Below are 12,807 nucleotides of genomic sequence, written 5' to 3' on the forward strand. Positions count from 1 at the left end.
TCAATGTACAGCTAATATTCAAGTAAAATGTATATCAATTTGCACCGTATTTTGCGGTGCTTTTTGTTTATTAAAAATAGCCCAGTTCTTATGAACTTGGGCTACTATATTAATTCCGAATAATATTAAACTAAATCCCGCGTTAGTTGAAGTGCATTGCCTCATATTCACGTTTCAAAATAAAGTTACCTAGTAAAAATAGACAACAAAAGAATATTACCTATTTATATCTTTTGTCATTCCAATGGAAAATTTCTTAAAACCTAAATCCTTATAATATGACTCCAAGCTTTCTACACACATAAGTTGGGGAATTACTTTTTTCTGCTCACAGTGATTGATTATTCGGTTCAATATTTCTTTACCAATTCCTTGGGACTGATAACTGGGCAGTACACATACTCCATATATAATTGCCGTAATGACGTCATCAGAAATAACACGACCCATTCCTACTAATTTTTGTTCATCAAAAGCATATACTGCTTACCAGCTCTGTTTACACATTCGTTCTAAGTCATTAACGGTTAATTTAAGTGAATTCCATCCTAACGATTCATATAAATTCAATAATTGTCCAAAATTTCTAGGTGGCTGTGTCGTATAACCTATCTTTTTTATCACATAAATACCTCCTAATTTTGTATCACTTACAAATTAAATCTGAGGAAGGATTAACACTATATTACTTCAATAACCAATAAGAATATATTTCTTTTTATCAGCACTATTTTCCTTTAATAACCTCATCCGTTAGCTTGAGTAGATTTTTCACAAACTTTATTTCACCTTATCATAATTATCCGATTATATTTAGACTTAACATCCAATCTTCACATTTTTTGTAAGACGATTTGTAAATCAAAATGTGGGTTACATTGCAGGGGTACAATAGCCATTGTACCACTTACAAATTGCGATGCATTTACCTATACAAATTTTAAGCTAAATTCGGTACAAATTGCTTTGCATCAATAAAAAAAGAGTGCCAAATTAGTATGAAATTTGGCACTCATTTTAAGTTGCATTTTTAATGTTTGCGAAAGGTAACGGAACCCGTTATGCGTTCTCGCATCTCCTTTTTTCTTATTCATACTTTAAAGGATCACCATCAAAGGGGGCATCAGCGACTTTAATGGAATCGGTTGGACACCCTTCAAATGCATCTATCATATCATCCTCTAATATTTCCGGAACTTCTGCTGTCCCTTGATTATCATCAAGAACAACATAAGCTAGACCTTCATCATCATAATCATATATATCAGGCGCTGCAGCTCCACATGCTCCACACGCTATGCAAGTATCCTTATCCACAATCGTATACTTCGGCACGAGATGACCTCCTAATCCTCATCTATATAAAAATTCCCTGAAAAAAAAGTTTCACTGCACTTATTATTTTAAGTCTATTGAGAATACTTTTCAACATATACGACGGTAAGACTATTGTTTTGGATTCTGTCGAATATAATCATATTAATGTAGACATAGTCGAAAAAAAGAATACATGGTAAAATATAGAGACTAGAAAGTTGTAAAGGAAGCGGTTATTGTGACTTTTTTGCATGCTTTGATATTAAGATGTTTAGATGCGATAAATGGAGATCGAACCATTTATTCAATTTATCATTTACTTGCAGGCAAGAAATCATCCCAGACGATACAAGACGCTCATCTATACCGATTATCCCATCTGTTTAAAACTTTACCAGGATTAAGAAGACAGCAATTTGATACTTATATCGGGGAGCTTCAAAAGAAATCATATATAGCCTTTTTAGAAGGGACATCGAAATGTATAGTAACGGATGAAGGAAATAGAGCCTATTCCCATTTCTTACAAAAGAGAAAAAGTTTTGACTATATACACGGATGGAAATTTCAAGATACGTCCATTCAATTTTGGAAAAGATTCACCCTTTTCGTTCAAGCGATATCACATATGAATCATTCAGTAAATCGATATTTTCCAGTTCAACGTGATGAAGAGGTATTGTCTTGGCTTAAAGACTTTTTCGGAAAGTATCGAGGGAATCGGCTGCAAATTTCAAAAGATTTATATGAAGAGTTGCACGTCATCTTTTCAACGGATTTTCCGGAAGACCCTTATTTGATTGTCGCTAGACTCAGCGGTAATGAAATGATTGGTTTAACTCAAAAACAAATTTCCGAACATTATGGCTTAGAAGAAATAGAAGCCTATTTTCGATTTTTAAATGGGTTGCACTATTTAATACAAACGATCATTAGCCAAAAAAATAAATATTCGCTCCTCTTTACGTTCACGTCAGATATTTATAAACAATTACCGCTTACAAATTCTACCATTCGCACATATAAACTTCTGCAACAAGATTTTAATATTTCACAAATTGCAGAAATGAGAAATATTAAAGAAGGTACAGTGGAAGACCATATTATTGAAATTGCTTTGCTGGATCCCCACTTTTCAATTGATCCATTTATTGAACGAAGTCAGGCAAAAGCGATATTAGAAGTTGCTGAAGGGCTTAGTCAAAAAAAGCTAAAACCAATAAAAGAAAAAATGCAGGATAGTTCTTATTTTCAAATTCGCCTAGTACTAGCTAAAGCAGGTGAAAAAATGTGAATAAATTTGAAGTTCTAAATAATATTTTTGGATTTACATCCTTTAAAGAAGGACAGGAAGAGATTATTGATGCTGTATTGGATCAGTCAGATGTATTGGCAATGCTTCCAACTGGGACAGGAAAGTCTCTTTGTTATCAGTTGCCGGGGTATATATTAAAAGGAACCGTGCTTATTGTCTCTCCATTAATATCATTAATGCAGGATCAAGTTGATCAACTTCGAATGATTGGAGAAAAGAATGCAGTTGCATTAAATTCTTTTTTGAATTTTAAAGAGAAAAATAGGATCATAAAAGATTTGTCTCACTATAGGTTTATTTATATTTCACCCGAAATGCTAAGTTTGGAATATATTATTAAAAAACTTCAGCAAATTAATATTTCTTTGTTCGTTATTGATGAAGCCCATTGCATTTCACAGTGGGGACATGATTTTCGACCAGATTATTTAAACCTAGGAAAGATTCGAGCAAAATTAGGAAATGCCCCTGTTTTAGCGTTAACAGCCACTGCAACGAAAGAAGTTCGTGAAGATATTAAGCAATATTTACATTTAATAAACATAAAAGAATTTATTTACTCTGTAGATCGGCCAAATATTAGTTTAGTCGTTCAAGAACTGGAAAATCAATTGGAAAAAAAACAAAAACTAATTGAGCTAATTCGATATTTTAAAAAACCTGGCATCGTTTATTTCTCTAGTAAACGTCTTGCGGAAGAAACGGCTGAATATTTACGTCATAATGGTTTTCAAGACACAGCAGCCTATCATGGTGGGATGGATCAAGAGCAGCGAATATTAATACAACAACAATTTTTATACGGGCAAATCAATGTTATTTGTGCTACAAGTGCATTTGGAATGGGGATTAACAAGAATAATATTCGCTTTATCATCCATTATCATATGCCTAGTCAAATGGAAGCTTTTTTACAAGAAATAGGAAGAGCTGGGAGAGATAACGGTCAAAGCATTGCCATTATGCTATATTGCAAGGGGGATGAAGCCCTGCAAATTCAACTAATAGAAAATGAGCTTCCAACGGATGAGCAAATTGATGCATTTTATACATCCATTGGCAAAGACAATGAACAAATGGTTGAAAAGCTCATGTTAAGTGAAACGCAATTGCGCTTTTTACAGTATTATTATTCGTCTAGTATTGATGCAGATCGGGTAAAATCCATAAAACAAGATAGATATTCTATTAAATATAAGAAACTTCGGCAAATGCTTTCGTGGGTACATTCTAATGAATGCAGAAGAAATCATGCAATGAACTATTTCAATGAAAAGCTGCTCCAAAATCCATTAAATTGCTGTGATATATGTAGAATCAATCTTTCTGAATTTCACGAAACAACTCAAATAGAACAAAAAACTTTATATCCTTCATGGAAGAAAAGATTGCAACAATTATTGCTTTTAGAAAGCGGATCATCATGAAAAAAAACAGACAAGCAGAAATTGCTAAAAGCTTAACAGGGAAGGAATTAATTTTTCATTTACTTTTGACACAAGCATTTATTATTTTATTGGCCGTTATATTAATTTGGATATTATCCTCTCATATTTCTAATTTTTTTAACTTATTTATATGGGATACTATTTGGATTGTTGCAGGAGTAGTTAGTGCTCTAGTCGTTGTATCTATTGATTTATTATTAATGAAAAAAGTGCCTCCTGAATATTATGATGATGGTGGCATTAATGAAAAGATTTTTTCTAAAATGTCAGCTTGGAAAGTCGCTTTACTATCAATTCTTATTGCTTTTGCAGAAGAACTACTTTTTCGTGGAGCAATTCAAACTCATTTTGGCTTTTGGGCTGCCAGCATCATTTTTGCGCTTGTTCATTTTCGCTATTTAACAAACTGGTATTTATTTCTAAATGTCTGCTTGTTAAGCATTTGGATTGGACTACTATATGAATGGTCAGGTCAACAAATTTTACCGGTCATCTTTATGCATTTTACAATTGATTTTTTACTAGGAATAAAAATGAGTCGTAATTCCGTCCATAATGATTAAGGAGAAGGGATTAATATGTCAAATAACAAAAAAGAAATAAATCGTGATGTAGACGGGCTTCCAGGAAAACTACCGTCGCGGATGGAAGTACATGGACAGAAAGGTCGAAAAGAAAAAAAGAAAAGTAATGATGGCGATGAGCAGACGAAACAAAAGAAAATAAGACTTTCGATCCCTCTTATACTGCTTGTCATACTTTTATTGCTCCCAGGTACGTATGCAGTTTATTTATTTAATAAAGAAAAAAACCCAGGGTCTTCTTCGGCAAACGGTGTGGGTGAGGAAATTTCTTATGAAGAAGATAATAGTGTAGAAACTTCGGTTGATCATAAGGATTCATCCAATACACCTGTCATAGAAGATGAAAAAAAGGATGAAAAAAAGGATGAAAAAAAGCAAGAGCAGGAAAAGGAAAAAGAAAAGGAAACTATAAAAAAAGAACAGGAAAATGACAAGGTAAAAACTGAGAAAAAGGATACAGAACAGAAAACGGGAGTGTCAAAAGAAACTGTAAACCAACCTGAACAAAATGAAAAAACAGAAGAAAAAGTAGAAGAAGCTAAAATTATTTACCATACTGTTCAAAAAGGGGAGACCCTTTTTAGAATTTCCATGCAATATTATAAAAGCCAGGCTGGAATTGAAAAAATTAAAGAGGCTAATGGGATAACTAATAACGAAATCGTGGTAGGTCAATCGCTAAAAATACCACTTCCATAAGGTCATACTACGATAATCTAGTTCATATTATTAAATATGGACTAGATGTCGGAAGGTGAGAAGATGGAAGCATTTTTAGTGGATTTAGGGGATCACACGGATCAAACGACAAAACAAATGCTGCAAAACTTAATTGATAAAAGGATTAAATATAATCGCTATAAAAATATTCATTTTCTATTGCTTTCCATTGCATTTTTGTTTGGTTTTTTTGTCTTTTCCCTTTTTTATAAAGCAACGATAGAAACAAGTACGAACTCCGTCCTTGACACTTTTTTTATACTTGTAAAAAAGAACCATTTTCTTACCCTTTTTTTTATAGCTTTTACTTTGTTTGGCTCTGTAAAAGTAATTTTTGAAAAAAAAGAGAAAACAGAAAAGGAATATCATGCATTAAGATGTGAAATTATCGATAAGAGTAAGGATCTATGGAAGGGAGATAAATGGAATCAACGTCATCGGGTTTTTGAGCAGATGAAAAAAAAGTATGATATTAATTTATATCATCAAAGTAAATAAGATCCCTCTTTTATTACGTAAAATCTAGCGGAATTGAAACAATAAGACCCTAATTAAGCTGATCAAGTATAGCTTATAAAGAGTCATTTATTGTTTCTTTTTTTGTTCTTTTTATCCCATTTATCGCATGATTATGTAGGAACTAAACAACTAATAAGAAGATGTTTGTAAAAATAGATCTTTGGTTAATTGAACAAGTAGTTAATAAATATCCAATTGCACTCTGAACTGAATTATCCGTGTCAATGAAAAAGAATGGGGTATAGGATTGGGCGCAAGATGGATAAGGTTAAATGTCTCATCGTGCTAGTACGGAACTCAAGGGACAAATAAGCCAGAATTTATAGGTGAAAGCAATAATAAAACCTTTCTGTCGGATCAAAAGGAAACTTAGTTTAAGTCGTCCAAGAAAGGTTAAAAGGGATGCGGTTATTCCATGGATCCATAGATTGGAATAGAAAACGGAATGAAAGACTGCAAAAAATGAATCAACTATGCATAAATGGATTCATTTCCATTCGCGAAAATATTCTATTAGGATTACTAGAATAAAAGCACCATTTAAAAAATGAATATATATGTAGGAGAACAATGAAACAGTGCCCTTTTTTGGGAAGATCCTATATTTTTTTAGAGAGTAAATTAGGGGAATATACGTATGAAGAGGCAGCAATACATTTTATCATATGGCTTGTTAATACTATAGGGGATAGTTGCCCACATGTTATGGATAACCTTTGTATATGTGATCCTCGTATTAAGGAGTTTGTTAAATAAATCACTTGCCTCCTTTCTTATATAAAGATTATGGAAAGAGCATTTTCCCTTTCGAAGCTCTTTCCATAAAAATAATAAGTTATGTTCTATTCCAAAAACGCTGCTCAGCGATAGCGGTGATAAATTCTTTTTCGAAATTTGGGCTATTTGCAGCAAATACGACACCGGCCAGGTTATTATTTTTCGATGTTTGAATATAAGACTGCCCAGTTGAAGCAATACCAATTGGTTTAAAGTGTCTGTAAGCTTCTCGTACAAAGTCCGAAACGTCCTGCATGAATTTTGCTGGATATTGAGTAGTTCCTCCCACGACATAAATAGAGTCAACCAAATAAGGGCTAGATGTAAGAAACGTCTTATTTACTTTAATTTTTGTCCCGTCGCTCCCAGTAACGGTACCAAGTTTTTCACTGATAATATCAATAAATACTCCATTTTTTTGAAGGAAGTTAATCACATTTGTTACCTCCTGACCGTTAAAACCATTGCCAATCAGCACCCCTACTTTTTGGGTATATGCATATCGAGGTGTATTAGCTTGGCTGAGAGATGGATAACTTGTAGAAACAGGTACATTAGTTCCGCTTGGGCGATTGACACCAATATTATCGGCAACGATATAAGCAAGCTCTTGGTCAACATTGACAATTAAATCAACAACTTGCTGTCGGACAGAATCGCTTTTTACACTTCCGACTTGATAGCTCAATCCCTCGATAGTATGCTGCTTTTCAATGGGGGTCAAACTGTTCCAAAAGATTCGAGGTTGTGAATAGTAATCCTTGAACGAATCACTTCTAGCTCTAATTTTGTAGCCATCTACTTTTGCCGGATAATCTTCATAGCCGCCTTCTTCGGGTGGCACCGTGTATGGCGTGTTATTTAATAGTGAGTTTTGGTGATAATTTACCTTATCAACATCGATGCGCTGCCTCATATAGCCGCGCCGTTGATTATTATGATATGGGCAGAGCGGCTGATTAATTGGCAACTCAACGTAATTGGCGCTGCCAAGTCGATGTTGTTGTGCATCTCTATACGCCATTAACCTACCCTGCAAAACAGGATCGTTGGAAAAATCAATTCCAGGAACGACATTTGCAGGGTTAAATGCGACTTGTTCCGACTCCGTAAAATAATTATCAATATTTCTATTTAATGTCATCTTACCGATAAGTTGAACGGGAACGAGCTCTTCCGGCCAAAACTTTGCTGGGTCTAGCACATCAAAGTCGTATTTGAATTCATCCTCCATTGGAATAAGCTGGACGCCTAATTCATATTCAGGGTAAGCACCTTGGTCAATCGCCTGTCTCAGATCTCGCCGGTGGAAATCTGGATCGAGTCCACCAATCTTTAACGCCTCATCTTGAAGAAGAGAATGGACACCCAGTACAGGTTTCCAAACATACCTCATAAAGGTTGCTACTCCTTGGTCATTCACAAATAAGTACGTATTAATGGACCATGATTCCATCATTCGGTAACTTCTTAAAATGCCCCGATCAGACATGATCCACAGAACCATATGAAATGCTTCAGGATTATTGGCTACATAATCCCAAAATCTATCGTGTGCTCCGCTAGCGGTTGGTATATCATCATCCTGTTTAGATTGGTATGCATGCAATGCATCTGGAAACTTCATAGCATCTTGATTGATTAATACAGGCATGGCGATCGTCGTCAGATCATAATTTCCTTCTTCTGTATACATTTTGACGCCTTTACAACGTAAATCCCTTGCTGTATCGTAGGAGCCTTTAGCTCCTTGTACAGTAGAAAAACGGACAGTTACGGGTGTCTTTTTTCCCGCCTCCTGTAAGAATCCAGCTTTTGTCACATGTTTCATTGACTGATAGCATTCAAACTCTCCGTGTGCACTGTAACCTCTTGCATGGACTACTCTTTCCGGTATCTCTTCATGAACAAAATGTGACATTTTTTCAAAAAACTCATAATCTTGTCGCAGCGTTGGACCTCGGACACCAGCTTTTAATTGATCTTGATCTTGTGATCTCTTTTTCCCTTCCTGAGTTGTCATTGGCTTACCAGTGTTTTGTACACGATACTGATCCAATTGCTCCTGTTTAGCATTTTCGCTAATGGATTTTTTGTTTCTTGAAGAAGAATTATCTTTATCCATTTGGCACCCACCTTAACTTATATATTTCAAATTTAAGTAATATACTTGTAACACTACTTATATACCTATGCTTTTTTTAAGGTGCTAGAACGATTTGTCTACTAATTGCAATGCCTCCACCAATAAAAATAAGGCTCCAACATTACAGCATACTTATTAGCGGCTAGAATTCTTTTATCGCTTGATCAGATAAAATTTTTAACCTTACTTTAGCCACCTACACAAAACAAGGGGGCCACTGATTGAATGTTCTTCTTTATATTTCGTGATATAATTTTGGTATTCCATAGGGAAAAGGTGATGGTATGGAGTATTTTATTATCGCATTTGGTTTATTTGCGGTAATTCTGCTCATGTATATGTATCGTGAAGCATTTAAAGATGATGTTAAATCTGAAACATTTGAATTCCAAAGTTTCCCAAGCGGTATAGGGGAACTTCATATATTTTTTATCTCTGATATCCATAGACGAACGATTAGTAATGCAATTTTAGAAAAGATAAAAGGGAAAGTTGATATCATCATCATTGGCGGAGATTTAGCTGAAAAAGGTGTGCCGCTCTCGAGGGTAACTGAAAATCTTCAAAAGCTTATGAGGATTGCTCCTGTATTTTTTGTTTGGGGAAATAATGATTATGAAATAAATCCTGATCAACTAAGTTGGACTTTAAAACAGTCCGGGGTAAAAGAGCTTAAAAATGACGTTTTTTACTTCAGGAAAAAAGATAAAAAAATTGCATTAATTGGTTTAGACGACTTCACTCAAGAATTGCCGCCTCTTGATATTTTTATGGAGCAAGTTGAAGCCGATTCATTTCAAATTTTAATCTGTCATAACCCGGAAACTTTGCATATGGTTCCAAATACTCAAAACATTAAACTTGTATTAACCGGACATACTCATGGAGGACAAATTCGTATTTTTGGAGTGGGACCCTATAGAAAAGGCGGAACAAGGAAAGTGAGAGGAACAACGCTTCTTAATAGTAATGGCTATGGAACTACTATGCTTCCACTAAGACTAGGGGCCGAAGCGGAAACTCATCTAATTACAATAAAAAAGTGAAAATGGTGATCAGCCATTCTTATGAACCATCCTTCACCTCCTTCATACAATGGGGTAAGAGCAACATTCAGGGGGCGGTTTCATGAGATTGGAGCGCATATCACCTAATCAAATAAAGTATTCCATTACATTTGAAGAGTTGACGCGCAAAGGTTTTTTGCAAGAGGAAATGGTGAAAGACACATTCATATGGGATTCTTTGTTTGACGAGATGCTCGACGAGGCAAGTCGTATGTATGAGCTAGACACATATGGAGCTGTATCAATTGATATATATTCGCTGACATCAAAGGAATTAGTGCTGATTTTAACATTAGATGAAGAAGATATAAAAGAGACGTCAACTGAAAGCAAGAAAAAACATAATTGGATAAATGATAAATTTATTGTCGTCACATTTGATGATATAGAAAATTGTATCTTACTAGCTAAAAGTCTTTCGCATCATAATATTGAGACAGGACAAAGTTCCTTATATTACCTTAAAACAAATTACTATTTAACAATTACTAAAGAGGGAATTCGCCATGAAACATTATACGCAATATGCGAAGAATTCGGAGATCTTGCCCAAATATCAATTGAATTGATAGAGGACTATGGAAGAGCCATTATAAAAAATAATGCTATTCAAACATTACATCATTACTTTTGAAACATAATCTTTGCACGATATTTAGAAATCTCCTATCATGAAAGATGGGAGATTTTTAATGGTTAAAAATAAGGAGAGTAGTCATATGCAACGAGAGGATTGTATTATTGTTGGAGGAGGTCCATGTGGATTAGCTGCAGCCATTGCAATGAAGAATATCGGCATGAACCCATTAATTATAGAAAAAGGGAATATTGTGAATGCACTATATAATTATCCTACTCACCAAACGTTTTTTAGTTCGAGTGAAAAGCTGTCTATAGGAGAGGTGCCATTCATTACAGTTGAAAGGAAGCCTAAGAGAAACCAGGCTCTTACATATTATCGTGAAGTGGCAAAGATAAAGGATTTAAGGATTAATCGATTTGAAACAGTAAAAAGTGTAGCGAAGGATAATGATGTATTCAAAATAGAAACGAGTGCGCGCAATTATGAAGCAGATTATGTCATTATTGCTACAGGATATTACGATCATCCTAACTATTTAGGAATACCTGGCGAGGAATTACATAAGGTGTTTCACTATTTTAAAGAAGGTCACCCATATTTTGATACAGATGTAGTCGTTATCGGTGGAAAAAATTCAGCAGTAGATGCCGCATTGGAATTGCATAAGGCAGGTGCGAAAGTGACTTGCTTATATCGGGGGAACGATTATTCTCCTAGTGTAAAGCCATGGATTATTCCTGAATTTCAAGCATTAGTTAGAAATAATGAAATTAATATGATTTTTAATGCGTGTGTCATAGAAATAAAACCGGAAACTGTTATTTATGATGTAGATTCTATAAAATATGAAATTAAAAATGATTTTGTTTTTGCAATGACAGGTTATCATCCTGATCATGATTTTATTAGTAAAATAGGTGTGGAAATAGAGCATGAAACAGGAAAGCCATTGTTTAATCCCGAGACAATGGAAACTAATATTGAAAACTTATACATTGCTGGCGTAATAGCAGCCGGCAATGATGCGAATGAAATCTTTATTGAAAACGGCCGTCATCATGGTGGACTTATAGCACAAGCAATACAAACAAAATAGGCTGAAGGAACATCCTACTGTTTGAAGGAACCTGAAAAAGATCAATTTCACTAAAAATCAGTTTAAAACATATTAGTTGATTTGCGCTCCGGGCGCTTCATTTTCCGCAGGCGGTACGGGGAGGTAAGGATAACAAAGGCGACCCAATATTTATTTTCGAATAGGGTCGTCTTTTTTGATGCTATTATATATTCGAGTTAAAAAAGCGAAAGAGGTGAGAAACAGGCTAGATGAGACCATTCACTCACTGGCTGTCTTCGAGAAAGCAAGTGTTTGGGGCAGAAATCAACAACTAATTATCAGTGAGTAATTATACAATACGTTTTAGGTTAGCTGAATCTACATTTGACATAAATAAAATAATGTAGATTTCAGTATAAAAGGTGTATGTGTTATCGAAAAGCTTTCTGTCAATACGGAAATTGGTAAACTTTATTTTAATAAATTGAATAAGCATTTTCTTCCCATCCTTTCCATGTTACCATTAAGGAAAGGATAAGAAGAGAGGATAATATTATGTTAGGCGTGTTATCTGCTGGAATTGCTCCGGGATTAGCTCTTATCAGCTATTTGTATTTACGTGACCAATTTGAGCAAGAACCAGTATTAAGCGTATTTAAAGTTTTTTTATTTGGCGCCCTATTAACCTTTCCAATAATGTTTCTTCAATATGTCCTTGCAAAAGAGGGTATATTCGGAAACGGATTTTTGCATTCTTTTTTATCTGCCTCCTTATTGGAAGAGTTTTTTAAGTGGTTTATTATTCTTTTTGCAGTGTATGAACTTGGTGATTTTAATGAACCTTACGATGGAATTGTATATGCGGCTAGTTTGTCCCTAGGCTTTGCCACCGTTGAAAATATATTGTATTTAATTGCAAATGGAATTGAATTTGCTTTCGGACGTGCTATGTTCCCTGTATCAAGCCACGCTTTGTTTGGAGTCTTTATGGGATATTATTTTGGCAAAGCAAAGTTCAATATAAATGGAAAAAGTAAACAATGGCTGATTGCTTCTTTTTTTGTGCCATTTATTTTACATGGTTTATATGACTATATTCTTCTCTCTGGCACGAAGTGGTTATATTATATCCTTCCTTTTATGTTATTACTTTGGTTTTTCGGCTTAAGAAAAGTGAAGCATGCTCATTTACTTACACAAAAATTTCATTTTGAAAAAGAGAAAGAAAAAAGCGCTGTAATCTAAAAAATGATTATGGTGTTTTTTTATTGTCA

11 protein-coding genes and 1 pseudogene are annotated in these 12,807 nt (G+C 34.5%); 9 read left to right on the plus strand and 3 right to left on the minus strand.

What is annotated here, in order from left to right; translation table 11 throughout:
• Nucleotides 1–216: 216 nt before the first annotated feature.
• Nucleotides 217–624, minus strand: a pseudogene (locus tag KHA96_RS02990) (GNAT family N-acetyltransferase).
• A gap of 462 nt (nucleotides 625–1,086) precedes the next feature.
• On the minus strand, nucleotides 1,087–1,335 hold the full coding sequence (locus KHA96_RS02995) for a ferredoxin (protein ID WP_213127803.1): 249 nt from the start codon (nucleotides 1,333–1,335) through the stop codon (nucleotides 1,087–1,089).
• 220 nt (nucleotides 1,336–1,555) lie between these two features.
• Here KHA96_RS02995 and KHA96_RS03000 point away from each other — a divergent pair, with 220 nt between their 5' ends.
• From KHA96_RS03000 to KHA96_RS03020, 5 genes are all read left to right on the plus strand, one after another.
• Nucleotides 1,556–2,611, plus strand: coding sequence for a YpbB family protein (locus tag KHA96_RS03000; RefSeq protein ID WP_213127804.1), 1,056 nt, complete (start codon nucleotides 1,556–1,558; stop codon nucleotides 2,609–2,611).
• On the plus strand, nucleotides 2,608–4,059 hold the full coding sequence (locus KHA96_RS22970; protein WP_213127805.1) for a RecQ family ATP-dependent DNA helicase: 1,452 nt from the start codon (nucleotides 2,608–2,610) through the stop codon (nucleotides 4,057–4,059). Before KHA96_RS03000 ends, KHA96_RS22970 begins: the two co-directional genes overlap by 4 nt.
• Entirely contained in the window at nucleotides 4,056–4,643 is a 588-nt protein-coding gene (locus tag KHA96_RS03010; RefSeq protein WP_213127806.1) for a CPBP family intramembrane glutamic endopeptidase, read from the plus strand. Before KHA96_RS22970 ends, KHA96_RS03010 begins: the two co-directional genes overlap by 4 nt.
• Before the next feature lie 15 nt (nucleotides 4,644–4,658).
• Complete coding sequence (locus KHA96_RS03015) at nucleotides 4,659–5,363, plus strand: LysM peptidoglycan-binding domain-containing protein (protein WP_213127807.1); 705 nt, start codon at nucleotides 4,659–4,661, stop codon at nucleotides 5,361–5,363.
• 63 nt (nucleotides 5,364–5,426) lie between these two features.
• Nucleotides 5,427–5,882, plus strand: coding sequence for a DUF2663 family protein (locus KHA96_RS03020; RefSeq protein ID WP_213127808.1), 456 nt, complete (start codon nucleotides 5,427–5,429; stop codon nucleotides 5,880–5,882).
• Between the two features lie 856 nt (nucleotides 5,883–6,738).
• Here KHA96_RS03020 and KHA96_RS03025 read toward each other — a convergent pair.
• Nucleotides 6,739–8,805 carry a catalase gene (locus KHA96_RS03025; protein WP_213127809.1) on the minus strand — a complete coding sequence of 689 codons (2,067 nt, stop codon included), beginning with the start codon at nucleotides 8,803–8,805 and terminating at the stop codon, nucleotides 6,739–6,741.
• A gap of 305 nt (nucleotides 8,806–9,110) precedes the next feature.
• Here KHA96_RS03025 and KHA96_RS03030 point away from each other — a divergent pair, with 305 nt between their 5' ends.
• The 4 genes from KHA96_RS03030 to prsW all read left to right on the plus strand — a co-directional run bounded on the left by KHA96_RS03030 (nucleotide 9,111) and on the right by prsW (nucleotide 12,778).
• Nucleotides 9,111–9,872, plus strand: a complete 762-nt coding sequence (locus KHA96_RS03030; RefSeq protein ID WP_249315240.1) for a metallophosphoesterase — start codon at nucleotides 9,111–9,113, stop codon at nucleotides 9,870–9,872.
• A gap of 82 nt (nucleotides 9,873–9,954) precedes the next feature.
• Nucleotides 9,955–10,527, plus strand: a complete 573-nt coding sequence (locus KHA96_RS03035; protein ID WP_213127810.1) for an adaptor protein MecA — start codon at nucleotides 9,955–9,957, stop codon at nucleotides 10,525–10,527.
• Nucleotides 10,528–10,612: 85 nt separating this feature from the next.
• Nucleotides 10,613–11,572, plus strand: coding sequence for a YpdA family putative bacillithiol disulfide reductase (locus KHA96_RS03040; protein ID WP_213127811.1), 960 nt, complete (start codon nucleotides 10,613–10,615; stop codon nucleotides 11,570–11,572).
• Nucleotides 11,573–12,088: 516 nt separating this feature from the next.
• Nucleotides 12,089–12,778: a glutamic-type intramembrane protease PrsW gene (gene prsW, locus KHA96_RS03045; RefSeq protein WP_213127812.1), complete on the plus strand. Its 690-nt coding sequence runs from the start codon at nucleotides 12,089–12,091 to the stop codon at nucleotides 12,776–12,778.
• Nucleotides 12,779–12,807 lie beyond the last annotated feature (29 nt).

Source organism: Bacillus sp. FJAT-49711 (assembly GCF_018343715.1).
GTDB lineage: Bacteria > Bacillota > Bacilli > Bacillales > Bacillaceae_C > Lederbergia.

Excerpts from the sequence above, each read along its gene's own strand:
- KHA96_RS03035 (WP_213127810.1), top strand. The coding sequence starts at position 9,955 with ATGAGATTGGAGCGCATATCACCTAATCAAATAAAGTATTCCATTACA.
- KHA96_RS03010 (WP_213127806.1), top strand. The coding sequence starts at position 4,056 with ATGAAAAAAAACAGACAAGCAGAAATTGCTAAAAGCTTAACAGGGAAG.
- KHA96_RS03030 (WP_249315240.1), top strand. The coding sequence starts at position 9,111 with ATGGAGTATTTTATTATCGCATTTGGTTTATTTGCGGTAATTCTGCTC.
- KHA96_RS03040 (WP_213127811.1), top strand. The coding sequence starts at position 10,613 with ATGCAACGAGAGGATTGTATTATTGTTGGAGGAGGTCCATGTGGATTA.
- KHA96_RS03025 (WP_213127809.1), bottom strand. The coding sequence starts at position 8,805 with ATGGATAAAGATAATTCTTCTTCAAGAAACAAAAAATCCATTAGCGAA.
- prsW (WP_213127812.1), top strand. The coding sequence starts at position 12,089 with ATGTTAGGCGTGTTATCTGCTGGAATTGCTCCGGGATTAGCTCTTATC.
- KHA96_RS03020 (WP_213127808.1), top strand. The coding sequence starts at position 5,427 with ATGGAAGCATTTTTAGTGGATTTAGGGGATCACACGGATCAAACGACA.
- KHA96_RS03015 (WP_213127807.1), top strand. The coding sequence starts at position 4,659 with ATGTCAAATAACAAAAAAGAAATAAATCGTGATGTAGACGGGCTTCCA.